The 25,655-nt window shown below is 66.2% G+C and carries 24 protein-coding genes; 15 read left to right on the forward strand and 9 right to left on the reverse strand.

The features are described 5' to 3' along the window. Window positions 1-2: 2 nt before the first annotated feature. Window positions 3-245 (forward strand): hypothetical protein, encoded by a 243-nt coding sequence (locus AB0I14_RS19275; protein WP_358024885.1) that lies wholly within the window; start codon window positions 3-5, stop codon window positions 243-245. Window positions 246-269: 24 nt separating this feature from the next. Then, a complete protein-coding gene (locus tag AB0I14_RS19280; RefSeq protein ID WP_358024888.1) occupies window positions 270-869 on the forward strand; it encodes a TetR/AcrR family transcriptional regulator in 600 nt (199 codons plus the stop codon). Here the strand turns inward: AB0I14_RS19280 and AB0I14_RS19285 are convergent. Further along, complete coding sequence (locus AB0I14_RS19285) at window positions 862-1,338, reverse strand: DUF2834 domain-containing protein (protein ID WP_358024891.1); 477 nt, start codon at window positions 1,336-1,338, stop codon at window positions 862-864. The genes AB0I14_RS19280 and AB0I14_RS19285 overlap by 8 nt on opposite strands. 90 nt (window positions 1,339-1,428) lie before the next feature. Here AB0I14_RS19285 and AB0I14_RS19290 point away from each other — a divergent pair, with 90 nt between their 5' ends. Beyond that, window positions 1,429-2,034, forward strand: a complete 606-nt coding sequence (locus AB0I14_RS19290) for a TetR/AcrR family transcriptional regulator (protein ID WP_358024893.1) — start codon at window positions 1,429-1,431, stop codon at window positions 2,032-2,034. 75 nt (window positions 2,035-2,109) lie between these two features. Next, window positions 2,110-3,666: an NAD(P)/FAD-dependent oxidoreductase gene (locus AB0I14_RS19295; RefSeq protein ID WP_358024895.1), complete on the forward strand. Its 1,557-nt coding sequence runs from the start codon at window positions 2,110-2,112 to the stop codon at window positions 3,664-3,666. Here the strand turns inward: AB0I14_RS19295 and AB0I14_RS19300 are convergent. Next, the gene (locus AB0I14_RS19300) at window positions 3,663-4,010 is read right to left on the reverse strand and encodes a UBP-type zinc finger domain-containing protein (RefSeq protein ID WP_358024897.1); all 348 of its coding nucleotides are present in this window, start codon (window positions 4,008-4,010) and stop codon (window positions 3,663-3,665) included. The two genes, AB0I14_RS19295 and AB0I14_RS19300, sit on opposite strands and share 4 nt — an antisense overlap. 33 nt (window positions 4,011-4,043) lie before the next feature. On the opposite strand from AB0I14_RS19300, the gene AB0I14_RS19305 reads away from it, so the two are divergent. After that, window positions 4,044-4,484, forward strand: coding sequence for an SRPBCC family protein (locus AB0I14_RS19305; RefSeq protein WP_064884881.1), 441 nt, complete (start codon window positions 4,044-4,046; stop codon window positions 4,482-4,484). 4 nt (window positions 4,485-4,488) lie between these two features. Here AB0I14_RS19305 and AB0I14_RS19310 read toward each other — a convergent pair whose 3' ends face one another. Further along, window positions 4,489-6,156, reverse strand: a complete 1,668-nt coding sequence (locus AB0I14_RS19310; RefSeq protein ID WP_358024899.1) for an alpha-keto acid decarboxylase family protein — start codon at window positions 6,154-6,156, stop codon at window positions 4,489-4,491. A gap of 17 nt (window positions 6,157-6,173) precedes the next feature. On the opposite strand from AB0I14_RS19310, the gene AB0I14_RS19315 reads away from it, so the two are divergent. From AB0I14_RS19315 to AB0I14_RS19330, 4 genes are all read left to right on the forward strand, one after another. After that, window positions 6,174-7,256 carry a CaiB/BaiF CoA-transferase family protein gene (locus AB0I14_RS19315; protein WP_358024901.1) on the forward strand — a complete coding sequence of 361 codons (1,083 nt, stop codon included), beginning with the start codon at window positions 6,174-6,176 and terminating at the stop codon, window positions 7,254-7,256. A gap of 59 nt (window positions 7,257-7,315) precedes the next feature. Then, window positions 7,316-8,215 (forward strand): universal stress protein, encoded by a 900-nt coding sequence (locus tag AB0I14_RS19320; RefSeq protein WP_358024903.1) that lies wholly within the window; start codon window positions 7,316-7,318, stop codon window positions 8,213-8,215. Next, complete coding sequence (locus AB0I14_RS19325; RefSeq protein ID WP_358024905.1) at window positions 8,208-9,083, forward strand: universal stress protein; 876 nt, start codon at window positions 8,208-8,210, stop codon at window positions 9,081-9,083. The genes AB0I14_RS19320 and AB0I14_RS19325 overlap by 8 nt, the downstream gene beginning before the upstream one ends. 65 nt (window positions 9,084-9,148) lie before the next feature. Beyond that, window positions 9,149-9,592, forward strand: coding sequence for an SRPBCC family protein (locus AB0I14_RS19330; RefSeq protein WP_358024907.1), 444 nt, complete (start codon window positions 9,149-9,151; stop codon window positions 9,590-9,592). A gap of 83 nt (window positions 9,593-9,675) precedes the next feature. Here AB0I14_RS19330 and AB0I14_RS19335 read toward each other — a convergent pair whose 3' ends face one another. Then, entirely contained in the window at window positions 9,676-11,019 is a 1,344-nt protein-coding gene (locus tag AB0I14_RS19335; protein WP_358024909.1) for a hypothetical protein, read from the reverse strand. A 459-nt stretch (window positions 11,020-11,478) separates the two neighbouring features. On the opposite strand from AB0I14_RS19335, the gene AB0I14_RS19340 reads away from it, so the two are divergent. Continuing rightward, complete coding sequence (locus tag AB0I14_RS19340) at window positions 11,479-12,399, forward strand: LLM class F420-dependent oxidoreductase (RefSeq protein WP_358024911.1); 921 nt, start codon at window positions 11,479-11,481, stop codon at window positions 12,397-12,399. 12 nt (window positions 12,400-12,411) lie between these two features. Here the strand turns inward: AB0I14_RS19340 and AB0I14_RS19345 are convergent, their stop codons facing one another. The 3 genes from AB0I14_RS19345 to AB0I14_RS19355 all read right to left on the reverse strand — a co-directional run bounded on the left by AB0I14_RS19345 (window position 12,412) and on the right by AB0I14_RS19355 (window position 16,559). Then, window positions 12,412-13,761: a helix-turn-helix domain-containing protein gene (locus AB0I14_RS19345; protein ID WP_358024913.1), complete on the reverse strand. Its 1,350-nt coding sequence runs from the start codon at window positions 13,759-13,761 to the stop codon at window positions 12,412-12,414. Window positions 13,762-13,842: 81 nt separating this feature from the next. Then, window positions 13,843-15,165 (reverse strand): amidohydrolase family protein, encoded by a 1,323-nt coding sequence (locus AB0I14_RS19350; protein WP_358024915.1) that lies wholly within the window; start codon window positions 15,163-15,165, stop codon window positions 13,843-13,845. Continuing rightward, entirely contained in the window at window positions 15,162-16,559 is a 1,398-nt protein-coding gene (locus AB0I14_RS19355) for an APC family permease (RefSeq protein ID WP_358024917.1), read from the reverse strand. Before AB0I14_RS19355 ends, AB0I14_RS19350 begins: the two co-directional genes overlap by 4 nt. A gap of 304 nt (window positions 16,560-16,863) precedes the next feature. Between AB0I14_RS19355 and AB0I14_RS19360 the strand changes: the two genes are divergently transcribed. Next, window positions 16,864-17,160, forward strand: coding sequence for a WhiB family transcriptional regulator (locus AB0I14_RS19360; RefSeq protein WP_358024919.1), 297 nt, complete (start codon window positions 16,864-16,866; stop codon window positions 17,158-17,160). Here the strand turns inward: AB0I14_RS19360 and AB0I14_RS19365 are convergent. Next, window positions 17,157-18,323: a pyridoxal phosphate-dependent aminotransferase gene (locus AB0I14_RS19365; protein WP_358024921.1), complete on the reverse strand. Its 1,167-nt coding sequence runs from the start codon at window positions 18,321-18,323 to the stop codon at window positions 17,157-17,159. The two genes, AB0I14_RS19360 and AB0I14_RS19365, sit on opposite strands and share 4 nt — an antisense overlap. A gap of 169 nt (window positions 18,324-18,492) precedes the next feature. Between AB0I14_RS19365 and AB0I14_RS19370 the strand changes: the two genes are divergently transcribed. Further along, entirely contained in the window at window positions 18,493-19,599 is a 1,107-nt protein-coding gene (locus AB0I14_RS19370; RefSeq protein WP_358024923.1) for an alkene reductase, read from the forward strand. An 87-nt stretch (window positions 19,600-19,686) separates the two neighbouring features. On the opposite strand, the gene AB0I14_RS19375 is transcribed toward AB0I14_RS19370, so the two are convergent. Further along, window positions 19,687-20,154: a hypothetical protein gene (locus AB0I14_RS19375; protein ID WP_358024925.1), complete on the reverse strand. Its 468-nt coding sequence runs from the start codon at window positions 20,152-20,154 to the stop codon at window positions 19,687-19,689. A gap of 187 nt (window positions 20,155-20,341) precedes the next feature. On the opposite strand from AB0I14_RS19375, the gene AB0I14_RS19380 reads away from it, so the two are divergent. The 3 genes from AB0I14_RS19380 to AB0I14_RS19390 all read left to right on the forward strand — a co-directional run bounded on the left by AB0I14_RS19380 (window position 20,342) and on the right by AB0I14_RS19390 (window position 25,640). Next, on the forward strand, window positions 20,342-21,553 hold the full coding sequence (locus AB0I14_RS19380; protein WP_358024927.1) for an acetyl-CoA C-acetyltransferase: 1,212 nt from the start codon (window positions 20,342-20,344) through the stop codon (window positions 21,551-21,553). A 12-nt stretch (window positions 21,554-21,565) separates the two neighbouring features. Next, the gene (locus tag AB0I14_RS19385; RefSeq protein WP_358024929.1) at window positions 21,566-23,713 is read left to right on the forward strand and encodes a 3-hydroxyacyl-CoA dehydrogenase NAD-binding domain-containing protein; all 2,148 of its coding nucleotides are present in this window, start codon (window positions 21,566-21,568) and stop codon (window positions 23,711-23,713) included. A gap of 103 nt (window positions 23,714-23,816) precedes the next feature. Further along, on the forward strand, window positions 23,817-25,640 hold the full coding sequence (locus tag AB0I14_RS19390) for a S9 family peptidase (protein ID WP_358024931.1): 1,824 nt from the start codon (window positions 23,817-23,819) through the stop codon (window positions 25,638-25,640). Window positions 25,641-25,655: the final 15 nt, after the last annotated feature.

A 25,655-nucleotide genomic window follows, 5' to 3' on the forward strand; every position in this document is an offset into this window, starting at 1 on the left:
GAATGGGCAGGATCGTGTTGGGTGTTGTCGCGCTGGCGGTGGTGCTCGCGCCGTCTGTCGCCGCTGAACCGGCCGCCCTTGATCCGACCGGCAACCGTTCCGGTGGACCAGTGCCGACCGTCAACGGTGTGCCGTGTGTGGGCGGCAATCTCGGCGTCTGTCTCAGCTTCCGGCAGAACAGGCCACCGGCTGCCAGCCCGGGTGCGCGGTCCAGCGTCGGCCATAGCCCCACCGTCCGTCGCTGACCGGCATTACCATGGCAGCCCGAGATGAACAGTCCCACGACGTCGGTTGAGGCCGACAAGAGCGCGTTCCGGTCGCGGCTGCTCGATGCCATGATTCAGTCGGTCGTCGAGGACGGCTATCAGAACACCACGGTCGCCGACATCGTGCGCCGGGCCAAGACGTCGCGCCGCACCTTCTATGAGCACTTCGCCAGCCGTGAGGAGTGCTTCGTTGCGCTGCTGACCACGGTCAACACCAAGCACGTGCGGGAAATCGCCGGGGTGGTCGACAGGCAGGCGCCGTGGCAGGCTCAGGTCCGCCAGGCGGTCGAGGCGTGGATCGGCTCGTATCAGGCCCACCCCGAGTTGATGCTGGCCTGGATTCGTGATCTGCCGACCATGGGGGCCGCGGCACGGGCGCTGCAACGCGAGTCGATGGAGAATTTCGTCGCCATGGTGCAGGTGATGACGAGCTCCGAAGCGTTCCGCTCGGCCGGAGTGTCGATCTCACGGGGCCGCACCATCATGATGATCGGTGGGTTGCGCGAGCTCACGGCGATGACCGTCGAGAGCGGCGGCGAGGTGGGGGAGATCATCGAGGACGCGGTGCTGGCCTGCACCGCGATGCTGACACCGCTCAGCTGACCACGACCTCGGCCTGCTGGTGACGGCGCTGCCGTTCGATGGTGGCGAAGTAGAAGGCGAATGCGAACGCGAAGCTGGTGAACAGGCTCGCGACGAAGAACAGCCACGGGTGGCGGATGCCGCGGCGCAGTCCGTCGATGATCGTAAACAGCGGCAGCAGAATGACATTGGCGATTGTGTAGTCCGCGCTGGCGGACCCGGCGGCGGGGTTGGTGTACCCGAGCGCGATGAACTCCTCCCAACTTCCCGGGCCCCAGATCGGATTGCCGCCCGGTTGGGCGTACTGCGCGACGAACTGCATGTTGAAGTACCAGCAGATCGGGATCGATGCGAGGCCGACGACGTAGAAGGCCAGTTCGACCCGGGACAGCGCCGGCCCGGGCGGGCGGGCGAAGATGCCTGGATTGAGGCGGATCACGAGCGCGACGACGGCCACGCCCAGAATTGCATGAACGATGAGCGACACCATGGCGTGAGCACACTCGCGATCGGAAGTTTTGTCAATATTGACATTTCGCGGCGCCGTGGGATCACGGCCTGATGCGGTAATTTCACTCCCATGGCCAGGCCGGCGCAGACCGCGCGCAGTGAGCGCACGCGTGAGGCGCTGCGTCAGGCCGCATTGGTGCGATTCCTCGCCCAGGGTGTCGAGGACACCTCGGCCGAACAGATCGCCGCCGACGCCGGGGTCTCCCTACGCACGTTCTATCGGCATTTCACCTCCAAACACGACCTGCTGTTCGCCGATTACGACGCAGGCCTGCACTGGTTTCGCGCCGCTCTGGCCGAGCGTCCGGCCACCGAATCGGTCCTCGACTCGGTGCAATCGTCGATCCTGGCCTTCCCGTACGACGTCGATGCGGTGACGAAAATCGCCAGCATGCGCGCGGTGGAACTCGACCCCGACCGGATCGTGCGCCATATCCGCCAGGTCGAATCGGACTTCGCCGACGCGGTGGCCGAACTGCTGGTGGCACGCCGGCGCCAGGTGCCGCAGGGGGATGACCGACTGCGGATCGTGGTGACCGCCCGATGCGTCGCGGCTTCGGTGTTCGGTGCCATGGAGTTGTGGATGGTCGGCAACGAGGCGGGGGAGCGCTCACTGCCCGAGCTGGCGCGCATGTGCCGGACTGCGCTGGAGGCGTTGCGCTCCGGGCTGGAGTGAGCCCGGGCTCAGCGCCGGTGGGCCGATGTTTTGTCATTATTGACAAAACATCGGGCTCGGTGTCAGCCTCAGTCGATGGCGGAATACGACGTGATCGTGATCGGCGCCGGACACAACGGGCTGGCCGCGGCGGCCCTGTTGGCCCGGGCCGGAATGCGCACCCTGTGCCTGGAGGCCAAGCGATATGCCGGCGGGATGGCCTCGACCGTCGAGCTTTTCGACGGCTACCGCTTCGAGATCGCCGGGTCGTTGCAGTTCCCCACCTCCGCCGTGGTCAGCGCCGAGCTCGGTCTGGACACCTTGCCGACCGTGGACCTGGAGGTCATGTCGGTTTCGCTACGCGGAATCGGTGACCCGCCGGTCGTCTACTACGCGGACCCGATGAAGATGCTGGGCCACCTCGGTGAGGTTCACGGTGCCGACGCGGTGGCCGGCATGGCGGGCCTGATGGCCTGGAGCCTGGCGCCGACCCGGGCACTGGGCCGGTTCGACGCGGGCCGCCCGTCCCGCACGCTCGATGAGATGTATGCCTGCGCGGCAACGGAATCCGAGCGGGCGGCCATCGACGACCTGCTGTTCGGATCGGTCAGTGATGTCCTGGACCGATACCTGCCGGACAAGGACAAGCACGGCGCGTTGCGCGGCATGCTGGCCTTCCTGGCGGTCAACACCACCTACCGCGGGCCCGAGACGCCGGGCAGTGCGGCCGCCCTGGCCTATGGCCTGGCGGTGCCCGACGAGAACGCCGTGCTGATGAAGAAACTGGTGGGCGGGATCGGCGCCCTGACCGATCATCTGCACGCCCTGCTCACCGCCGCCGGGGGCGAACTGCGGTTGCGCAGCAGCGTGGACCGGATATCGGTCGACGACGGCCGGATCACCGGAGTGCGACTGGCCGACGGCACCACGATCACCGCTCCCGTCGTGGTGTCGGCGATCGCCCCGGACACCACGATCACCAAGCTGATCGACCCCGAGGCGCTGCCGGGCGAGGTGCGTGAGCGGTTCACCCGAATCGACCATCGCGGCAGCTATCTGCAGATGCATTTCGCTCTCGACGGAGCCCCTACCTTCGATGCTCCGTACGAATTGCTCAATGACCCTGAAATGCAGGCTGCCATCGGCATTTTCAGTACTCCGGAAGAACTGCAGCAGCAGTGGCAGGAGGCCCGCCGCGGGATCGTGCCTGCCGATCCCGCGATCGCCTTCCAGATCCCGTCGGCCCACGATCCGACGCTGGCCCCGGCGGGCAAGCATGCCGCCTCGGCGTTCGCGCTGTGGTTTCCGGTCGAGGAGTCCGCATCCGGTTACGGCGAGCTCAAGGATGAGATGGGCCGGCGGGTCATCGAGAAGATCACCCGGTTGGCACCGGATTTCGAGCGGCGGATCCTCCGGCACACCACCTTCACGCCGCGCCACATGGGAACGATGTTCGGTGCGCCGGGCGGCGACTACTGCCACGGCTTGATCCATCCCGAGCAGATGGGTCCCAACCGCCCCGGACCCAAAGGGTATGTCGGTCAACCGATTCCCATTGACGGTCTGTATCTGGCCAGCGCGGGCTGCCACGGTGGCCCGGGGATCACCTTCATCCCCGGCTACAACGCGGCCAAGGCGGTGCTGGGCGACTAGCGGTTGTTCAGCTGGTCGACCCAGTCCGTGGGCACCTGCCCCTTCGGTCCGGGTACCGGCTGGTCTTCCGGATGATGCTGTGGCGGTGCAAGCTCGGGCCCGTCGTAGTACTGGTTGGTCTCGAAGTCCCAGAACCAGTCCTCGCCCGGCTCGAACGAGCGGATGATCGGATGCCCGGTCTCGCGCCAATGCGCCGACGCGTGACGGGCCAACGAATCATCACAGCAACCGATATGCCCGCACGCCGCGCAGCGCCGTAGATGCACCCACCAGCCTCCGGCGACGGTGCACTCCGCGCATCCGGTTCCGCTGGGGAGGGCGCTCGGATCGACGGGATTACTCATATCGGTGAGCGTAGCCCCGGGTAATCTCGCCGCATGGCAACCAGCGATTCCCGTGAAGTAGTGATCGAGGCGACCCCACAGGAGATCCTCGACGTCGTCGCCGATGTCGAGGCGACACCGAGCTGGTCGCCGCAGTACCAACGCGCTGAGATCCTCGAGTCCTACGACGACGGCCGGCCCAAGCAGGTGAAGATGACGGTCAAGGCCGCCGGGCTGACCGACGAACAGGTCATCGAATACACCTGGAGCGAGAACAAGGTCAGCTGGACGTTGGTGCGTGCCGGCCAGCTCAAGGCCCAGGACGCCAGCTACACCCTGACGCCCGACGGGGACAAGACCAAGGTGCGGTTCGACATCTCCATCGATCTGTCGGTGCCGCTGCCGGGCTTCATCCTCAAGCGGACCATGAAGGGCGGCGTGGAGACCGCCACCGAAGGCCTGCGCAAGCAGGTGCTCAAGGTCAAGAAGGGCTAGCCGCTCAGCTCGAGTTGGCGTCCGAGGCGGACTGCGCCAACTCGGTCAACAGCGGCGGGATGTCCATCCGGCCCAGCATCACCTCCAGGAACACCATGCGCTCCGGAGTGTCCGCCGCGGCGGTCAGCGCATCGTCGAGTTCGCCGTAGGTACTGGCCCGGAAGGTGAGCGCATCGGAGACGCCCAGCGCCGCGGGCAGTTCGGTCCAGCGCCATCCGGTGATGTCGTTGTATTCGGCTGTGACACCGTGGATTGCGCGTTCGACGGTGTAGCCGTCGTTGTTGACCACCACCACGACGGGGGCGAGGCCCTCACGGCCGAACGCCCCGAGTTCCTGAATGGTCAGCTGGGCGGCGCCGTCACCGATGAGCAGCACCGTGCGGCGGTCCCGGTCGGCCACCCCGGCTCCGAGCGCGGCGGGCAGCGTGTAACCGATCGAACCCCACAGTGGTTGGCCGATGAACGTCACTCCCGACGCCAATCGGTGTCCGGCCATTCCGTAGAACGACGTGCCCTGATCGGCGAGCACCACATTGCCCGGGGTGAGTGCCTCAGAAAGCCTGTCCCACAAGATTTCCTGAGTCAACGCGGCATCGCGTCCGGGCGGGTCGCTGTGCGTCCGAGTGGGCAGCGGCGGCAGCGCCGGTGTGGTGATGCCGCGCTCGGTGAGGATCGCGGTGACGGCGTCGAGCGCGGCCGACATGTCCAGCGGGGCGTAGACCTGCCCGGCCACGACGCTCTGGTTGACGCCGATGTCGATGGTGCGGGCCGGGTCGATGCGTTGGCTGAAGAACCCGCTGACCATGTCGGTGAACAACACGCCCGCGGTCACCAGCACCGGAGCGTCCTCGATCGCCTCACGCACCGAATCCTCGCTGGCCGCACCGGCATAGATACCCAGATAGTTGGGTGAGCTCTCGTCGACCAGGCTCTTGCCCCACATCAACGTGGCGTGCCCGACCGTGTCGACCGCCAGTAGTGCACTGAGTTCGTCGACGCAGTCCATCCGGTGCACCAGGAAATCGGCGAGCACGGTCAGCCGGTGATCATCGATCAACTCGGCGGCCGCCGCGGTGAACATCGACAGCGCACGCGGACTGGTGCCGCCGGTGTAGCGGGGCAGCGGTGCGGCGGGAGGTTCGGTGGGGAATCGGGCCACGTCCGTAGCGAGCAACAGGTAGCCGGGCCGCTTCTGCTCGCGTACCTCCGAGAGCACCCGGTCGATCTCGCGCGTCGCCGTCGCCGGCGCCAGATTCGCCTGAGCACAGGTGATCTCGCGACTGATCCGCAGAAAGTGCTCGAAGTCCCCGTCGCCCAGGGTGTGGTGCACGATCCGACGGGCCGCCTGGGAATCCTTGGACGGCGCGCCGACGATGTGCACCACCGGCACATGTTCGGCGTAACTGCCGGCAATCGCATTCGCCGCCGACAACTCACCGACCCCGAATGTGGTGACCAGGGCGGCCATGCCGCGCAGCCGACCGTAGCCATCGGCGGCGTAGCCGGCGTTGAGCTCGTTGGCGCCGCCCACCCAGCGCAGCGTCGGGTGGGCGAGGATGTGGTCGAGGAATTCCAGCTGATAGTCGCCGGGGACGCCGAAAACCTCGGTCACCCCCAGTTCGGCAAGCCGGTCCAGCAGGTAGTCGCCGACGGTGTAGCCGTATTCGCCCATGCCTTAGTGTGCCTCGCATGACCAACACCGGACCGCTCGCCGGAGTGCGAGTTATCGAACTCGGGGGCATCGGCCCCGGACCGCACGCCGCCATGATGCTCTCGGACCTGGGTGCCGACGTGGTGCGGGTGCGCCGTCCCGGTGGCCTGACCATGCCCGCCGAGAATGTCGACCTGATGCACCGCGGCAAGCGCATCGTCGACCTCGATGTGAAGAACGAACCGGGCAAGCTGCTGGAGCTGGTCGCCAAAGCCGATGTGCTGCTGGACTGTTTCCGTCCCGGCACCTGCGAACGTCTCGGCATCGGGCCGGCCGAGTGTGAAGCCGTCAACCCGCGGCTGATCTTCGCCCGGATCACCGGCTGGGGCCAGGACGGGCCGCTGGCCACCACGGCGGGCCACGACATCAACTACCTGTCGCAGACCGGCGCGCTGAGCGCGATCGGCTACCGCGACCGCCCACCGGTTGCCCCGCTCAACCTTGTCGCCGATTTCGGCGGCGGCTCGATGCTGGTGCTGATCGGTATCGTCACCGCGCTGTACGAACGGGAACGCTCCGGCAAGGGGCAGGTGATCGATGCCGCGATGGTCGACGGGGTCAGCATGCTGGCGCAGATGATGTGGACGATGCGGGCCACCGGATCGTTGCGCGACGAACGCGAGTCGTTCCTGCTCGACGGCGGCGCCCCGTACTACCGGACCTACGAGACCTCTGACGGCGGCTACATGGCCGTCGGTTCGATCGAGCCGCAGTTCTTCGCGCAACTGGTTGCCGGTCTCGGACTGGGCGCCGGCGAGATCCCCGGGCAGTTCGAACTGGCCCGCTATGACGAGATGCGGGCCATCTTCACCGAGCGGTTCGCCACCAAGACCCGCGACGAGTGGACCGAGATCTTCGCGGGTACCGATGCGTGTGTGACACCGGTGCTCACCTGGGGTGAGGCCGCCGAAGGCGAGCATCTGCTGGCCCGGTCGACCCTGGTCACCGTAGACGGTGTCGCACAGGCGGCCCCCGCCCCGCGGTTCTCGCGGACCCCGCCGGGAACACCCGGCCGGCCGCCGCAGTCGAGCACCGACATCGCCGACATCGGCTGGACCTGACCGGCACCTAGGGCCTTTATGCCCTGGCGATCGAGCTCAGAAGCGGCCACGATGAGGGTGTGACTTCCTCGGATGCACCAGTAGTAGTCGGAATCAACGGCAGCGACGGCGCGCTGAACGCGGCGCGCTGGGCCGGCGCGGTCGCCTCGCAGCTCGGCGCGCCGCTGCGCATCGTGCACGCCCTACCGTCGATCGGCCGCAACCTGACCCAGACCGCGGCCGCCCTGACCGCGGCGATGATGTCGTATCAGCGCGACATGGCCGAGGCGTTCCTCAAGGCTGCGGACGAGGCCGTGCGCGCTGACAATCCCGAGCTGTCGGTGTCCACGGTCTCGTTCAACGAACCCGCCGACGAGGTGCTGATCGAGGCCAGCCGGGGGGCGCGCCTCGTCGTCCTCGGCGGTAAGACGGTGACACCGGCGGCGGCCCTGTTGATCGGGTCGACGGCGCTGGCCGTGGCGACGCGGGCCGCGTGCCCGGTGGTCGCCTTCCGCGGGGACCGGGTCGCCCCGGGGGACGGCCCGGTCGTCGTCGGGGTCGACGACAGTCCCGCCGCGCAGGCCGCGCTGAGCACGGCGTTCGAGTTCGCGGATCGGTTCAAGCTGGCGCTCACCGCCGTGCGGTCACTGTCGTTGGCCGCCCCGGCCGAGACCGGTGTCACCATCCCACTGCTGATCGACTGGGACGGTGTGGAGTCCGCCGAGCTGGCGGCGCTGACCGAGACAGTCGACGTCCACAACAAGCGCCACCCCGCCGTCACAGCCAAATGCTTCGTCGAGCCCGCATCGCCCGGCAAGGCCCTGCTGAAGCACGTCGAGGACTCCGGGCTCGTGGTGGTCGGATCTCGGGGCCGCAACGCGCTGGCCGGCGTGTTCCTGGGTTCGACGAGTCTGAACCTGCTGCACCACAGCCCGGTACCGGTGATGATCTGCCGGGCACAAGGAGATTCGCATGAGTGAACACGACGTCCGGCGCGGCATCGTGGTCGGGGTTGACGGGTCGCCGGCATCGGACCACGCAGTGGTGTGGGCTGCTCGGGATGCGGCATTGCGGGGCGTCGAGCTCACGTTGGTGCACGCACTGCCGGGTGCCATGTCGCCGGTCTGGTTGGATGTGGCCCTGCCCCAGGATTATTGGGATTATCAGGACGAGCTGGGTCAGGACGTCCTCGATGCCGCCCAACGGGTCGCTGTGGAAGCGGCCGGGGCGCACCCGCTTCAGGTCATTGCCAAAGCTGTTCCGGGGCATGCGGTTGCGACGCTGATCGAGTACTCGCGACGTGCTGAACTGGTGGTCGTGGGTTCCCGCGGCCTGAGTAAATGGGGACGCCGGTTGCTCGGATCGGTGAGCTCGAGCCTGGCACACTACGCCCACGGGCCGGTGGCGGTGATTCCCCAGAACGAACGCCCGCTGACGGCGCCCGTGGTAGTCGGGGTCGACGGGTCGCCCGCGTCTGAGCTCGCCACCGCGATCGCGTTCGACGAGGCGTCGCGGCGCGGTGTGGAGCTCGTGGTCCTTCACACCTGGACGGACCTGAACTTCGAATTCCCCGCCGTCAAGTGGGATGATCTGAGCGCCGAGGCCGAGCGTGCGTTGGCTGAACAGCTGGCAGGGTGGGGTGAGCGGTATCCCGATGTCGCGGTCCGTCGGGTGGTCATGCCCGATGAGCCGGGTCGACAACTGCTGGCTCAGGCCGAAACCGCGCAGCTCGTGGTGGTCGGTAACCGGGGTCGTGGTGGATTCGCCGGGATGCTGCTCGGCTCGGTCAGTTCCGCGGTGGTGCATTCATCCACCGCGCCGGTGATCGTTGCGCGGCAACCCAACTGATTGTCGGCAGTCCTCAAAGCGGAGAACCGCAGCATTGGGCGGCACACTTCGCTAGATTTGGGGGCGTGGCCGTGCAGGCATCACGCGAGGCGGTCTTCGACGCCCCGCCGGAGGCGATCATGGAAGTGCTCGCCGACGTAGACGCGCTCCCGTCCTGGTCTGCGGTGCACCGTCGCGTCAAGGTCATCGACCGCTATCCAGACGGCAGGCCCCACCATGTCAGGGCAACGATGCGGTTGATGGGCATCACGGACAAAGAGCTGCTCGAGTTCCACTGGGGCGACAACTGGATGGTCTGGGATGCCGAAGCGAACCTCCAGCAGCGTGGTCAGCACGTCGAATACAACTTGACGCCCGAGGTGGACAGGACGCGGGTGCGGTTCGACATCATCGTCGACCTCGCGATGCCGATTCCGGAGTTCCTCATCAAGCGCGCAAAGACACTTGTTCTCGACGTCGCCATCGAGCGGTTGCGTCAGCGTGTCATGAGGAATTCACGGCAGTGGTGAGCGTCGCCCTGCCGAGTTCTTAGCGCTCCAGCAAGTCGGCCCCGCCGGTGGAGGATGGCGGGGCCGACGGCTATGGGGTGCGGTTACTTGCTGCCCTCACTGGAACTGGCGCTGCCCGCGCCGCTCTCGGCCTTCGTCTTGCTCGGCTTGGCGGGCTTGGCAATGCCCTTCTTGAGCCCGTCGCGGATCTTGGAGACCGTCGAATTCACCTTCTTGCCAACCGAATCGGCGGACTTCTTGATATCGCCGCGAATCTTCTCGTCGGGCTTGGCGGACTGCACCTTGGCGGGTGCCTGGACGCCGCTGGTGCTGGTTGTGTCAGCTGCGGTGTCGGCGGTGTCGGCGGTGGTGCCGTCTGAAACCGTTGCCTTTTCGTTGGTTTCGGTGTCCGCTGCCGTCTTCGTCACCGTGTCGTCGGCGGTGTCGGTCTTCGGAGCGTCCTCGGCCGGTGCCTCCTCGGCCGGGGCCTCGGAGACGTTCACCTTGGCCTCGGGTGCTGTGGTGAGGTTGACCGCGACAGCGTTGGCCACCGACGACGGCAGGGCCGCTGGGCTGTCGGGGGCCACAGAATCGGGCGTGGCGCGCAACGCCATCGTCGACGCGGGTGCCGGGGCGCCGAGCGCCTGGGCGATGGCACGACGGACCTGCACCATCACACCGGCGATGGGGCCGGGCAACGGGGACATCGTGGGGTTTTCGGGCGTCAGGATTCCGGGCGTGTATTCGGTGCCGTTGATCAGGCCATTGAGAACCAAGGCCGGTGTGGCGATCAGGGCGTTCACCGCCGCGACTGCGTCGCCGGCCTTCACCGCGTCGGCGAAGGCCTGCACGCCGACACCGAGCTGGCCGGCGGTGCTCGACATGATCTGCAGCGTGCCGAGCACGGTGCCGAACAACGTCATCGGGTTGGCGATGGTCTGGGCCACGTTGTAGAGGTTCCCGGTGATGCCGACGGTGATCGACGACAGCGACATCAGCGGCATCGCGACACCAATCGCCAGCCCGAACAGCGGATACACCATCTGCATGATGGCCTGGTCGAACTGGCCTTGGTCCAGTGCGCCCTTCACCGCGTCCGCATACCCGGGCAGGCCTTGCACCCACTGCACCACACCGTCGCCCATGCCCTGGACGATGGTGGCGATTGTCTGGGCGTGGCCGGCCCCGTTGTGCAGCATCTGGGTCAGGATCGGTGCCGGGTCGGCCAGGATCTGCTCGCCGAGTGTCGTCGCGCTGACCCCGGTGTTGGTGAACAACTTGACCCACGCGTCCAGCGGATCAATCGCGGCGGTTAGCTGAACGGCTGTCGACTGGATTGCCGGTATGGGTACTGCTGCTGGGGCAGCCGCTATCGGTGTGAGCGCGATGGCGCACGCACCGACCAGGGCGACTCCCGTCGTAAGTGGTGAGCGAAGTGTGACTGACATCTAGTTCCTATCGGCGGGTGATCTTGGACACCCGGGACAGTACCTGAGAGAAGCCTGAAAGCAACGAACTGGAACGTGTTCGTACCGAGACGGCGTGGCGAGATATTTTCGTCGGTGTCTGCCAATTTATTGCTGCTCATTGGCAGTGGGAGGGTGTCGGTCGGGAAAACTACGAGCCTTCGCATGAGGCGGTGAGGGGTGGGCGTTTTTCGTTGCGCTGGAAAATTTGATAGCTACTTGTCAGATGACAGATATCCAGACCTGCTGATCTTGATCGACCGCCCGTGGCAAACTATTTGCTGGGGCAAATATCTCGTGGCCGCGGAATGGGTCGATAAGCCGAGCCTTGCCAATGCGTAGCCGACTGGCCTCCGGAAAGTTTGCGGGAGCGGTGTCGCGAGTAACGCGCACCGTGAGCAGAACGGAATAGGCCCGCCTGCTCCGCCGGTTGGTGCAGGTATGCCGACCGGAGTCGTCCTCGCCCTGAACCCGTCCGCCCCCAATGTCGTCGATGCCGCGATCTCACAGGCCCGTACCGCGTATGCGGCCGGCGTCCGCCAGATTTGGGTTGCCCAGCAATTCGACGTCGACGCCGTCACCCTGGCCGCATTGATCGGGTCCGCGGTGCCCGGTCTCGGCGTCGGCACCTCGGTGGTGCCGCTCAATCCCCGTCACCCACTGGTGGTGGCGTCCGCGGCGCAGACCGCGCAGGCCGGCACCCACGGCAATTTCACGCTGGGACTCGGCCTGGGTTCGCATGCGCCCGAGCACCGGGCATTCGGCACGGTGTGGCCGGATCCCGTGGGCCGGTTGCGGGAGCACCTCCAGGTGCTTCGCGCGATCTTCCACGACGGTGCGGTCGACTTCCACGGCACTGAGTTCACCGCGAACCCCGAGTGGCCCGTGCATGTGCCCGGTGGTGCCCCGGTCCCGGTGTACGTGGCCGCGATGGGGCCGAAAGCCCTTCGGGTGACCGGTGAATTGGCTGACGGGACACTGCCGTACCTCGCCGGCCCGCGCACAGTGGGGGAGTTCATCGTGCCGACGATCACCGCGGCGGCCACAGCAGTGGGCCGGCCGCAACCCCGCGTGGTAGCCATGGTTCCGGCGCTTGTCGCCGACGACGCCGATGCCGCCCGCGACGCAGCCGTGCAGAAACTGGCGTTCTATGCGACCATTCCGTCGTATCAGAAAGTCATTGCCCGCGAACAGGTTTCCAGTCTCGCTGAACTGGCCGCGGTCGGGTCGCCCGCGCAGGTCCGGGCACAGCTGCAACGCTATCTCGACGCCGGTGCCACGGACGTGGCGCTCAGCCCGATCCGGACCGAGCCCGAGGATCTGGCCGCGCTGTGGGCAGTGGCCGCCACGCTCAGCTCGTGACGAAGCTGGTGCTCAGGGCATCAGGATCGGCTGAATGGCCAGACCCAATTCGGCGGCGGCGCATGCCACCACCTCGTCGACCCCGGCTCGATCGTGTACGGCCCGGTAGGCCAGCCAGATGACGGGGTCTGACACCGAGGCTCGTGACAGTCGTGTCGAAAGCGCCTTGACCAGAGCCGCCGTGCCGGCCTTGGTGCTGTACTCCACGACCAGGCACGGTTTTGTGTTGATCTGATCGAACGATGCGAGGCCGTCGATCAGGCCGCCGGCGTCGAGGTCGGCCTTGTCGATCCGGATCGGAACAAGATGCTTTGTCCCGGAGTGGGTTTGGTGTGATGTGGTGGTCGTTGGCGGGCTCGGCTCGGATGGGCGGGACCGAATCGCGTCGAACAGATCGGTACGTGAGCCGAGATTCTTCAGGAGAAGCGGCGTGATGCTGAGCTTCGGGCCTTCAGCTGGGGAGGCCACTCGGCGCCGATGCTCACCGACCAGTCGGAGGGCCTCCTGCCCGGTGATCGCAGAGATCGTGTTGTCGCGCAGAATCTTCGGGCGCAAGCTCCGGCGGTACTCCGTCGGTGACTGATGAAACCAGTCGACGAAGCTACGAGTGAAATACTTGAGATCGGAGAAGCCGCAGGCCGCGGATATCTCCTGGACGGTGCTGTCCGTCGTCAGCAGCAACCGCTCCGACGACGCCACCCGCAGAAAAGCCAGCAGATCGCTGAAGCTGATGGCGGAGACCTCTTTCACCAGGTGTGAAATGTAGGACTTCGAGTAGTGTTGCTCTGCGGCAATGAGTTCGAGCACATCGCGCTGGTCGGCGTGGTCGACCAGATGGCGAAAGATGGTCAGGAACTTCTCCCGCCGGCCGGCATTGATAGATGCGTCGCGGTTGTAGTAATGCTCCAGCGAGTAGCCGGTGCACAGCAGCCGGATCAGCTCGTCGGGTTTGTCGCGCGTATCCGGCGCCGGTACACCTTCGGGTGAAGACAGCGCATCTTCGACGAGACCGAGCAGCAGCCCGCGCAGGAGGGCTTCCTGCCTGCGGTAGCGGGCGAGATCAAATGATTCGCAGGCGAATACGATGAACTGCGCGAAAGGATCAACGTCCTCGAACGCGGCCAGGTCGAGATGCAGGACCGCGGTGACATTGTCCGACGAGCCTTCCAGGTAGTGCGGATCGCGGCGGTTGATGACCGCGTAATCACCTGGCTCGAGGTCGAACGCCTCGCAGCTGACCCGCACATGGAGCTGACCACGCAGGACGTAGACGATCTCGACGGCATTCGGGTGCATGTGCAGGTTGGTGCAACCGATCGCCATGACCTCGGCGCGCACCGGTGCCCCGGGTGCGAAATCCACTGCCGTTTGAAACATCATTCTGCCGCCCGCGCGGGGCGCCTCTCCGACCTGCGGCGCCCACCCTACCGGCCGGCTGATCGGCTACCAAGCGAAGATCCCGTCCTGCACGGTGAGTTTGCCGTCGCAGAAGGTCAGGTAGATGTTGTCGGCGTTGTACAGCACCATCGGATCCTGCGTCGGGTCGCGGCGCAGCACCAGCAGGTCGGCCAGCTTGCCGGGTTCGACGGTGCCGATCAGGTGCGACATGCCGACCGCCTCGGAACTGGTCTTGGTGGCCGCGGTGATCGCCTCACTGGTCGTCATCCCGTACTCGACCAGCGCCCGCAACTCCAGGGCGCTGTACTCGCCGTATTTGGTGAGCGGCTCGTAGACGGTGTCAGAGCCGAGCGCGATCTTGACCCCCATCGCCTTCGCGGTCTGGAAGCTCTGCACCGCCTGACTGCTGTACTGCGCTCCGAACGCCTCGTCGTGGCTGTCGTAAAGGTCGCGGTACAGGAACGCGTCCGGGCGCGGTTTGGGTTGCGCGGCGGCGCCGACCGGGACGAAGTCGCGGTACCAGTTGACGATGAGCTGAAGGGTCGGTACGAGGATCGTGCCGTTGCGGGCCATCTTGGCCGCCAACTCTTCGTCGATGTCCTCGCCGTGCTCGATGGTGTCGCAGCCTGCGTCCACCGCCATGTTGATGGCCTCACGGTTCTCCGCGTGGCACATCACGACCGTGCCCTTCTGCCGGTGCGCCTCCTCGACGCAGGCCTGCAACTCCTCGAACGAGTAGTGGACATCGTGATTGCGGTCGTGCGGCCAGTTGTCGCCGCCGCTGGCGAACACCTTGATCGCGTCGGCGCCCTCGCGAAGCAGCATGCGCACAGACTTGATGATCTCGTCGCGGCCGTCGGCCATGATGCCCCAGACGCCGTTTTCCTGGACGTAGTCGTGGGTGAACTGATGCAGGTCGGCGTGGCCACCGGTGCGGGTCAGGCCCGGACCGCAGGCGATCACCTTGGGGCCGGGGATCTGCTGTTCGAAGAACAGCCGCTTGAGGTACAGGCCGTTCCAGGACACGTCGCGTGCGGCGGTGACACCGCGTTTGAGCAGCTGCTGCGCCTCATATACCGAGCGCACCGCCCGCATGAGCTTCGGCTCGGCGATCACTCCGATTTCCTGGTCGTCGATCTGGGCCCGGCCGCCGGACAGGTGGACATGGGCGTCGATCAGGCCCGGCATGACGTAGTGCCCGTCGAGCGCAAGCTCCTGTACGTCGTCGGCGCGGCGATACCGGGCCATCGGCAATACCGCGTCGATCCGACCATCGCGCACGACGACTGCCTGATTGTCTACGGGTGGTCCGCCGTGTCCGTCCACCACACTGACCTCTGTGAGTGCAAAGTCTGCTGCTACCTTCATCGTTGAGTCGACTCCTGTTCCAGTTCGTGATCTTCGTCAAGACGTAGTTCCACCGGTTTTTCGCGGAAACCCTTGGTACTCAAGGCCAGATAGCCGACTCCGAGCGCAAGCCAGACCAGGCCGAGGATCTTGGCCGAAGTGTCGACGTTGAACCACAGCACCAGGCTCACCAGTACCCCGACACCCGGCACGATCAGGAACCGAACTACATCCCAACCTTGACGCCGGTGACCGCGGATGAAGTAGTGGTTGATGACCGAGTAGTTCACCAGCACGAAACCGGTGAGGGCGCCGAAACTCATCAACGATGCCGCACCGGAGAGGTTTTCGGCGTAGAAGATCGCGCTGAGTGCGATCAATGAGGTCAGCACGATGTTGTTGACCGGGGTGCGGTACCGACTGTGCAACGTGCCGAAGAACCGCTTCGGCAGGGCCCCGTCACGGCCCATCCCGTACAGGATTCGCGAGGCGGCGGCCAATCCGGCCATCGCACAGATCAGGCTGGCCAGGTTGTCGGTGACCAGGAATACCGTGGAAAGCGTTGTCCCGCCGATCCGTTCGAGCAGTTCGAAGATGCCGGCGTCCTGGTTGGTGATCTCGTGATAGCCCTGAGGCCAGGCGATCTGGGTGAAATAGGAGATCACCGCAAAGCCCAGTCCGGCGGCGATCGGCACGATCATGATGGCGCGCGGGACGGTCTTGGCGGGGTCCACGGTCTCCTCTGCCATGGTGGATACCGCGTCGAAACCCAGGAACGACACCGCCAGGATCGAGGCGGCCAGCAGTACGTTGCCGGAATCGAAGGTGCCCGGGTTGAACAGCGCCGATCCGACGAACAACGATCCAGTGCCGTTGCCGCGCACCACATAACTGGCGATCAATACGATGAGTACGACGGAGAACAGCACCTGTGCGCCGATGATGACGGTGTTGATCCGCCCGGTGGTGCGCACTCCGGAGATGTTGGTCCAGGCCCCGATGACGGCGGCGGCCACCACCCACAGCCAGGTCGGCACCGCGGGGACGAACTGGTTCATGTAGATGCCGACCAGCAGGTAGCAGATCATCGGCAACAGCAAATAGTCGACGAGCATCACCCAGCCGGTGAGGAACCCGAGCCAGGGATTGACCGCCTTGCGTACGTAGGTGTACGCCGAGCCTGCCACCGGATACGCCTTCACCATTGCGGCGTAGCTGTATGCGGTGAAGCACATGACGATCGTGGTGATTACATATGCCAGCGCCATCAGGCCGCCGGTGAGGCTGGTGATGATGCCGTAGTAGTTGAACACGACGGTGGGCGCCAGATAGGCCAGGCCGAAGACGATCAGGTAGCGCAGGGTCAGGACCCGTTTGAGCGAGACGCCAGACCCCGGCTGGCTTTCTTCAGTCATCTTGACCTCCTAAGGGCACAACGTGGACCGGGGCAAATTTAGGTGAGCTGGACGGCCCCGAACATGCCGCAGGCGCTTGGTGCACATGACGATGGCGCTCTGCTCGCCGGCCCATACCACCTGATCACCGACGGCGGGCCGAAATGGCCCGACATTGTGTAGCGATCTGCGGTCGATTCTTTACATGGTGACGGGGTGGCGCGGTAAGCGGGACTGGCAGCATGGCAGGCCACACGCCACTTCGCTCAAAGGGGTGAACGCTTTGTCTCGCACACTGTTCGACCGCCAGGAACCGGAATTTGTTGTGCGACAGGCGCTCCCGGTCTACCGCTGTCCACGCAACCTGCCGCCGCCTGCGTTCGATGAGTGGAGCTGGCAGCTGCGCGGCCTCTGCCGGGGCCATTCGGCAGAGGTGTTCTTCCCGGAGGCGGTTCGCGGGCGCCCGCTACGCAGACGGGAGGACGCGGCCAAGGCGATCTGCCGGGCTTGTCCGGTGCTCGACCGGTGCCGCGCGCATGCCCTGTCCGCTCCCGAGCCTTACGGCATCTGGGGTGCGATGACGGCCAGGGAGCGTGCCGTCAAGCTGAGCGACGAAAGCTAGACCCGCAACGCCTCGAGTCGGCGGATCGCCTCTTCCATGGTGTCGTCGCGTTTGCAGAAAGCGAAGCGCACCAAGTGATTCCACAGATCGGCGTGCGGAGCCCCAGGGTCGCAGAATGCCGACATCGGGATTGCGGCCACCCCGGCCTTGTGCGGCAGCTCGGCGCAGAACTGTGTGCTGTCCGAATAGCCCAGCGGCCGCGGGTCGGCGCACAGGAAGTAGGTGCCGCGGCTGTCGTGCACCTCGAACCCGAGGTCGGCCAGTGCGTTGCCCAGCCGATCCCGCTTGGCCTGGAACGACTTCCGGAGGTCGGCCACCCAGCCGTCCTCGCGATTGAGCGCGTGGGCCACCGCGGGCTGGAACGGGCCGCCGCCGACATAGCTCAGGTACTGCTTGGCGGCGCGCACCCCGGCGATCAATTCGGCTGGCCCGCAGGCCCAGCCGATCTTCCAGCCGGTGACGTTGAACATCTTGGCCGCGCTGGAGATGGTCACGGTGCGCTCGGCCATACCGGGATAGCCGGCCAGTGGCAGGTGCTCTACGCCGAACACCAGCTGCTCGTACACCTCGTCGGTGATCACCAGCAGGTCGTGTTCGATGGCCAGCGCCGCGATGGCGCGCAACTCGGCGTCCGACGCCACGGCGCCGGTGGGATTGTGCGGGGAGTTGAGGATCAATGCGCGAGTCTTGGGAGTGATGGCGTGACGCAGGCCCTCGATGTCGATCCCGAACCCGGCGCCCTCGGCGACCAGCGGCACGGCGACGCGCACACACCCGGCCATCGCGATCACGGGGGAGTAGGAGTCGTAGAACGGCTCGATCACCAGTACCTCTGAGCCCGGCTCGACCAGGCCGAGGACCGATGCGGCGATGGCCTCGGTGGCGCCGACGGTCACCAGCACCTCGGTGTCGGGGTTGTAGTCGATGCCGTAGTGGCGTTTGCGTTGCGCGGCGATCGCGTGGCGCAACTCGGGGATACCCAGGCCGGGCGGGTACTGGTTGTGGCCTTCGGCGATGGCGTTCTGCGCGACCTTGAGCATCTCCGCCGGGCCGTCCTCGTCCGGGAAACCCTGGCCGAGGTTGACCGCGCCCAGCCGGCTGGCCAGCGCAGACATCTCCGCGAAGATCGTGACGGCGAAGGGCTGCAGTCTGCGGACGGTCATGGTGGTCGAGCGTAGGCGTGGTTGCCCACCGAGACTGCGGTGAGATCGCCAAAATCGGCGAATCCGCGATCTGGACGCAGGCTCGGCACTCTGGGTGCAGGCTCGGCGATCGTGCGGCGGCGATCGCGCAGCGGGAATGATTGCCGGGCCCTCGACGCTTTAGAGCGGCGTGAGCTACAAACTGAACGCCGACGCCGCACTGCTTCAGCCGATCCAGGTTGGCGACACCGCCGCCACCAACCGTCTGTTCATGGCACCGCTGACGCGTTCGCGTGCCGATGCCGACGGCACCCCGTCGCCGCTGGCCGCGCAGTACTACACGCAGCGCGCCGGTGCGGGCGTGATCATCAGCGAGGCCACCGCCGTCGCCGAGACCGCCAACGGCGCCTACATGAACACCCCCGGCATCTACACCGACCGCCATCAGCACGGCTGGGCCGAGATCGCGGATTCGGTGCACGCCGCCGGCGGCAAGATGTTCGTCCAGCTGTGGCACGTCGGCCGGATGGCCCACCCCGACATCAGCGGGTTCGAACCCGTCGCGCCCTCGGCGATCGCCGCCGAGGTGGTCACCCACACGCCCACCGGTAAGCAGGCGCTGCAGACGCCGCGGGCGCTCGACACCGCCGAGATCCCGGCGATCGTCGAGCAGTTCCGGGCCGCCGCGCGCCGGGCGATCGACGCCGGTATGGACGGCGTGGAGATCCACGGCGCGAACGGCTACCTGCTGCACCAGTTCGCCTCCGATGTCGTCAACCAGCGCACCGATGCCTACGGCGGTTCGCCGGAGAACCGGGCCCGGTTGACGGCCGAGGTGGTCGAGGCCGTCGTCGACGAGATCGGTGCCGGCCGGGTCGGGTTGCGGATCTCGCCCGGAAACCCCGCCGGTGACATGCGAGAAAACGACACCGTCGCCACCTACGAGGCATTGCTGGCGCGGATCGCCCCGCTGGGCCTGGCCTACCTGCACGTGCTCATCGACCCGGCCACCCGGGCCTTCGGCGTCATCCGCGCCTTGTGGTCGGGGACGTTCGTCCTCAATACCGGCCGTGGCACCGGCACCGACTTCTCTGCGCTGGAGGGCTATGCGAAGTGGGGCGCTATCAGCGCGGCCGCGGTGGGGCGGGCGTTTCTGGCCAACCCGGACCTGATCGATCGACTGATCCTGGGCGCCGAACTCAACCAGCCCGACGTGGCGACCTTCTATGCGCCCGGGCCGATCGGGTACACCGACTACCCGTCGTTGATCGAGATCGAGGCGCCCCGCTCGGCGTGACGGCTTCTACTGCACGTTGATTCTGCGGTGAAGCCGGAAAGTGGGGGTGGGAGTTGGCCACGCTCGCAGAGTGGACAGTGAGCGTGGTCAGTCCGTCTCGATCTCGGTCGCCCTGGACAGGTCCTCGATGGCCACCGGCGCCGACCCGTCGAAACGCACGCCGATACCGAACTCCTCGCCCATTGCGAGGCCGCACTCGGCGAAGCGGATCATCCAGGAACCGTCGGCCCAGATGATCGCCTCGGGCATGCCGAACGGCGCCTCCGGCCCGTCGAGCCGTGCGCGGTCCACCGCGTCGAGCGCCCATACTGGATCGGTGAACTCGGCGACGAGATAGCGCGAAGCGGCGGCCGCCAGCCCGTCGAATCCGGCGATCGCCTCCGCTGCGGAGTTGACGGCCGCATCCGTCGGCGGCCCTGCAGGTTCGACGACGATGCTGACCGTGCGCGGTTCGTCACCGGGCAGAGCGGCCGACCAGCAGACAAGCTCCTCCGAGAGTCCGATGCGGTCCAGCACGGTACCCCGCACCTCGATTTCCTCGGGTAGGTCGTTCATGCGGCAAGTCAACCAAATCGGAGGTTCTTCAGACGTCGCCGGCACCGGTTCAAGGAGATGCTGAGCACAGGCCCAACCAACGGGTTGGGCGAGGCTGCTACGCTGCCGTTCAGAGGACTGTCCACATTCGCTGGGCGGTTCCACAACCCAACCTGAACCTGGACGCCGATACGGCAGGGGAGCAGACATGTCCGAAGAAGCCTTCATCTACGAGGCGATCCGTACGCCCCGTGGCAAGCAGCGCGGCGGCGCACTCAACGAGATCAAGCCGGTCAACCTGGTTGTCGGCCTGATCCAGGAGATCCGCGCGCGGTACCCCGATCTGGACGAGACGCTGATCAGCGACGTCATCCTGGGCGTGGTGTCCCCGGTCGGCGATCAGGGTGGCGACATCGCCCGCACCGCCGGACTGGTGGCCAAGCTGCCGGAGACCACCGGTGGATTCCAGCTCAACCGCTTCTGCGCCTCGGGCCTGGAAGCCGTCAACCTGGCCGCCCAGAAGGTCCGCTCCGGCTGGGACGACCTGGTGCTGGCCGGTGGCGTCGAGTCGATGAGCCGCGTACCCATGGGCTCGGACGGTGGCGCCTGGGCTTCTGACCCGGAGACCAACTACCGCATCGGCTTCGTGCCGCAGGGCATCGGCGCCGACCTGATCGCCACCATCGAGGGCTTCTCGCGCGACGACGTCGACGCCTACGCGGCGCGCTCGCAGGAGAAAGCCGCCGCGGCCTGGTCCGGCGGCTACTTCGCCAAGTCCGTCATCCCGGTCAAGGACCAGAACGGCCTCGTCGTCCTCGACCATGACGAGCACATGCGCCCCGGTACCACCGCGGCAGACCTGGGCAAGCTCAAGTCGGCCTTCGAGGGTCTGGGCGCGATGGGTGGCTTCGATGATGTGGCGCTGCAGAAGTACCACTACGTCGAGAAGATCAACCACGTCCACACCGGTGGCAACAGCTCGGGCATCGTCGACGGTGCCGGCCTGCTGCTGATCGGTAGCGAAAGCGCCGGAGCGTCGCAGAACCTGACCCCGCGCGCCCGCATCGTGGCCACCGCCACCAGCGGCGCCGACCCGGTCATCATGCTCACCGGCCCCACCCCGGCCACCAAGAAGGTGCTGGACCGGGCCGGTCTGACCGTCGATGACATCGACCTGTTCGAGCTCAACGAGGCCTTCGCCTCGGTCGTCCTGAAGTTCCAGAAGGACCTCAACATCCCGGATGAGAAGCTCAACGTCAACGGTGGCGCCATCGCGATGGGCCACCCGCTGGGCGCCACCGGCGCCATGATCACCGGAACCATGGTCGACGAGCTCGAGCGTCGTGGCGCTCGGCGTGCCCTGATCACGCTGTGTATCGGCGGCGGCATGGGCGTGGCCACCATCATCGAGCGCGTCTAGGAGATATGACCAATGGCTGAGAACACCATTCAGTGGGACAAGGATGCCGACGGCATCGTCACCCTGACGCTGGACGACCCGACCGGTTCGGCCAACGTGATGAACGAGCACTACAAGGAATCCATGCACAACGCTGTGGAACGCCTTGTGGCCGAGCAGGACTCGATCACCGGTGTGGTCATCACCAGCGCGAAGAAGACCTTCTTCGCCGGTGGCGACCTCAAGGGCATGATGAACATCGGCCCGGACGACGCCGCCGAGGCGTTCGAGATGGTCGAGACCATCAAGGCCGACCTGCGCAAGCTGGAGACCCTGCCCAAGCCCGTCGTCGCCGCGATCAACGGTGCGGCGCTCGGTGGTGGCCTGGAGATCGCGCTGACCACCAATCACCGCATCGCCGCCGACGTCAAGGGCAGCCAGATCGGCCTGCCCGAGGTCACCCTGGGCCTGCTGCCCGGCGGTGGCGGCGTGGCCCGCACCGTGCGCATGTTCGGTATCCAGAAGGCCTTCATGGAGGTGCTCTCGCAGGGCACCCGTTTCTCGCCGTCCAAGGCCAAGGACACCGGCTTGGTCGACGAGCTCGTCGGTTCGGTCGATGAGTTGATCCCGGCCGCGAAGGCATGGATCAAGGCCAACCCTGAAGCCCACACCCAGCCGTGGGACGTCAAGGGCTACAAGATGCCCGGCGGCACCCCGTCGAGCCCGGCTCTGGCGGCCATCCTGCCGTCGTTCCCGGCACTGCTGCGCAAGCAGCTCAAGGGTGCCCCGATGCCCGCCCCGCGCGCCATCCTGGATGCCGCGGTCGAGGGTGCGCAGGTCGACTTCGACACCGCGAGCCGCATCGAGAGCCGTTACTTCGTCTCGCTGGTCACCGGCCAGACCGCCAAGAACATGATTCAGGCGTTCTTCCTGGACCTGCAGGCCATCAATGGCGGCGCATCGCGCCCCGAGGGCATCGCCAAGCAGGAGATCCGCAAGATCGGCGTGCTGGGCGCGGGCATGATGGGCGCCGGTATCGCCTACGTGTCGGCCAAGGCCGGCTACGACGTCGTGCTCAAGGACGTCACGCAGGAGGCCGCCGACAAGGGTAAGGCGTACTCGGAGGCCATCGAGGCCAAGGCGCTCAAGCGTGGCAAGACCACCGAAGAGAAGTCCGCGGCGCTGCTCGCCAAGATCACCCCGACCGCCGATCCCCAGGATCTGGCGGGCGTCGACTTCGTCATCGAGGCCGTGTTCGAGAACCAGGAACTCAAGCACAAGGTGTTCGGTGAGATCGAAGACATCGTCGAGCCCAACGCACTGCTCGGCTCGAACACCTCCACGCTGCCGATCACCGGTCTGGCGACCGGCGTGAAGCGCCAGGAGGACTTCATCGGCATCCACTTCTTCTCACCCGTCGACAAGATGCCGCTGGTGGAGATCATCAAGGGCGAGAAGACCTCTGACGAGGCGCTGGCCCGGGTGTTCGACTACACGCTCGCCATCCGCAAGACCCCGATCGTGGTCAACGACAGCCGTGGCTTCTTCACCAGCCGCGTGATCGGCACCTTCGTCAACGAGGCGCTGGCCATGCTGGGCGAGGGCGTTGCGCCCGCGTCGATCGAGCAGGCGGGTTCGCAGGCCGGTTACCCGGCGGCGCCGCTGCAGCTGTCGGATGAGCTCAACCTGGAGCTCATGCACAAGATCGCCGTTGCCACCAAGGAAGGCATCGAAGCCGCCGGCGGCACCTACGAGAAGCAGATGAACGAGGTCGTCGTCGAGAAGATGATCGAGCTCGGTCGCCCGTCGCGCCTGAAGGGTGCGGGCTTCTACGAGTACGTCGACGGCAAGCGGACGCAGCTGTGGCCGGGGCTGAAGGAGACCTTCAATTCGGGTTCGGTCGAGCTGCCGCTGCAGGACATGATCGACCGCATGCTGTTCGCCGAGGCGCTGGAGACCCAGAAGTGCATCGACGAGGGCGTGCTCACCTCGACCGCTGACGCGAACATCGGCTCGATCATGGGTATCGGCTTCCCGCCGTACACCGGTGGTTCGGCGCAGTTCATCGTCGGCTACCAGGGCGAGCTCGGTGTCGGCAAGGAGGCCTTCGTGGCCCGGGCCAAGGAACTGGCCGCCCGCTACGGCGACCGCTTCCTGCCGCCGGCCTCACTGGAGTCCTGAGTCAGAACGTCAAAAGCCCCCGACGCAAGTCGGGGGCTTTTGCGTCTGGTCGTCGGCCAACCGTGCGGCAGTATTGAGAAATACCGACAACAAGGGGGCTGTAGTGGCGGATGCGACGTTGATCCCGATCGAAGTGCTGTTCGGCAATCCGGAGCGTGCCGCCGCGCAGATCTCGCCCGACGGGACGCGATTGTCCTACCTGGCTCCGCTCGATGGCGTGCTCAACGTGTTCGTCGGCGTCATCGGGTCCGGTGATGATCGGCCGGTCACGCACGACACCGATCGGGGAATCCTCGACTACGTCTGGGCGTACGACAATCGACACATCCTCTACGTGCGCGACCGCGACGGCAGTGAGAACTTCCGGCTCTACGACGTCGACCTCGACACCGGTGTCGAACGCGACCTCACCCCATTCGATGACGTGCAATGCCGAATCATCAGTCTTCCCAAACGCTTTCCCAATGATGTGCTCGTCGGCATCAACAAGGACAACCCGCAACTGCACGATGTGTACCACCTCGACCTGACCACCGGCGAGTTGCGCAAGGTGGTGGAAAACCCCGGTTTCGTGGGCTGGGTGATCGACAGAGACATGCGGGTACGCGGCGCCCTGCAGCCGACTGCCGAGGGTGGGATGACGATCCTGGTGCGCGACGACGAAGAGTCGGAGTGGCGAACCTTGTTGGACGTTCCGCCCGAGGATGCCGAAACTACGGGCCCGATCACCTTCAACGGCGACGGCTCGGCGATGTACCTGCTGCTGTCGGTCGGCTCGAACACCGCTCGTTTGGTGACGATGGACATCGCGACCGGGGCGATCGAGGTGCTCGCCGAGGACCCGGTGTACGACGTGAGCAACGTGGTCTTGCACCCGGACACCCGTGAAATCCAGGCCGCGATCGTGTACGGCGAACGGTTGGAGTACCGCATCTTCGACGAGTCGATTCGCGGCGACATCGCGGCGCTCACGCAGTTGAGCCCAGGGGATCTGGCGATCACCGACCGGAGCCACGACGACGGCACCTGGCTGGTCGCCTTCAATCAGGACGCCGGGCCGGTGAAGTTCTACTCCTGGGATCGGGCCTCGCAGACTCCGACGTTCCTGTTCGACCATCGCCCAGAGCTCAACGACTTCCCGCTGGTGCCGATGGAGCCGTTCAGCTTCACCTCCCGCGACGGCCTGACCGTTCACGGCTACCTCTCGTTCCCGCCCGGCGTGGAGCGCTCCGGGTTACCCGCCGTGCTCAACGTGCACGGCGGGCCGTGGGCCCGCGTCGGCTGGGGCTTCGACCCCGAGGCGCAGTGGTTGGCCAACCGCGGCTACGTCACTGTGTCGGTCAACTTTCGCGGCTCCAGCGGCTACGGCAAGGAGTTCCTCAACGCGGGCAACCGCGAATGGGGCGCCAAGATGCACGACGACTTGCTCGACGCTGTCGACCATCTGGTGGGCAAGGGCTATATCGACTCCGAGCGGGTCGCCATCTACGGCGGCTCCTACGGGGGCTACGCGGCACTGATCGGGGCGACGTTCACGCCGGACGTGTTCGCCTGCGCGGTCTCGATCGTCGGTCCTTCCAACCTGAACACCCTCATCGACTCCTTCCCAGAGTATTGGAAGCCGATGATCCAGTTGTGGCACAAGCGAGTTGGGGACGACCCGGACTTCCTGTGGTCCCGTTCGCCGCTGTCCCGCGTGGACGCGATCACGATCCCGATGCTGATCGGTCAGGGTGAGAACGACCCCAGGGTCAAGCGGGCCGAATCCGAGCAGATCGTCGCGGCGATGGCCGAGCACGGCATCGACCACGAATACGTGATGTACGAGAACGAAGGTCACGGCTTCGCCAAGCCGGAGAACCGGCTGGACTTCTACCGCCGCGTCGACCACTTCCTGGCCAAGCACCTGGGTGGCCGCGCGGAGTGAAGCGGCACTGCGGGG

The sequence above is a fragment of the Mycobacterium sp. NPDC050441 genome (assembly GCF_040655355.1).
Lineage (GTDB): Bacteria > Actinomycetota > Actinomycetes > Mycobacteriales > Mycobacteriaceae > Mycobacterium.

Coding starts and splice junctions, on each gene's coding strand:
- AB0I14_RS19275 (WP_358024885.1), top strand. CDS start 3: ATGGGCAGGATCGTGTTGGGTGTTGTCGCGCTGGCGGTGGTGCTCGCG.
- AB0I14_RS19380 (WP_358024927.1), top strand. CDS start 20,342: ATGTCCGAAGAAGCCTTCATCTACGAGGCGATCCGTACGCCCCGTGGC.
- AB0I14_RS19375 (WP_358024925.1), bottom strand. CDS start 20,154: ATGAACGACCTACCCGAGGAAATCGAGGTGCGGGGTACCGTGCTGGAC.
- AB0I14_RS19340 (WP_358024911.1), top strand. CDS start 11,479: ATGCCGACCGGAGTCGTCCTCGCCCTGAACCCGTCCGCCCCCAATGTC.
- AB0I14_RS19315 (WP_358024901.1), top strand. CDS start 6,174: ATGACCAACACCGGACCGCTCGCCGGAGTGCGAGTTATCGAACTCGGG.
- AB0I14_RS19290 (WP_358024893.1), top strand. CDS start 1,429: ATGGCCAGGCCGGCGCAGACCGCGCGCAGTGAGCGCACGCGTGAGGCG.
- AB0I14_RS19285 (WP_358024891.1), bottom strand. CDS start 1,338: ATGGTGTCGCTCATCGTTCATGCAATTCTGGGCGTGGCCGTCGTCGCG.
- AB0I14_RS19350 (WP_358024915.1), bottom strand. CDS start 15,165: ATGAAGGTAGCAGCAGACTTTGCACTCACAGAGGTCAGTGTGGTGGAC.
- AB0I14_RS19355 (WP_358024917.1), bottom strand. CDS start 16,559: ATGACTGAAGAAAGCCAGCCGGGGTCTGGCGTCTCGCTCAAACGGGTC.
- AB0I14_RS19385 (WP_358024929.1), top strand. CDS start 21,566: ATGGCTGAGAACACCATTCAGTGGGACAAGGATGCCGACGGCATCGTC.
- AB0I14_RS19325 (WP_358024905.1), top strand. CDS start 8,208: ATGAGTGAACACGACGTCCGGCGCGGCATCGTGGTCGGGGTTGACGGG.
- AB0I14_RS19280 (WP_358024888.1), top strand. CDS start 270: ATGAACAGTCCCACGACGTCGGTTGAGGCCGACAAGAGCGCGTTCCGG.
- AB0I14_RS19305 (WP_064884881.1), top strand. CDS start 4,044: ATGGCAACCAGCGATTCCCGTGAAGTAGTGATCGAGGCGACCCCACAG.
- AB0I14_RS19295 (WP_358024895.1), top strand. CDS start 2,110: ATGGCGGAATACGACGTGATCGTGATCGGCGCCGGACACAACGGGCTG.
- AB0I14_RS19300 (WP_358024897.1), bottom strand. CDS start 4,010: ATGAGTAATCCCGTCGATCCGAGCGCCCTCCCCAGCGGAACCGGATGC.
- AB0I14_RS19365 (WP_358024921.1), bottom strand. CDS start 18,323: ATGACCGTCCGCAGACTGCAGCCCTTCGCCGTCACGATCTTCGCGGAG.
- AB0I14_RS19335 (WP_358024909.1), bottom strand. CDS start 11,019: ATGTCAGTCACACTTCGCTCACCACTTACGACGGGAGTCGCCCTGGTC.
- AB0I14_RS19310 (WP_358024899.1), bottom strand. CDS start 6,156: ATGGGCGAATACGGCTACACCGTCGGCGACTACCTGCTGGACCGGCTT.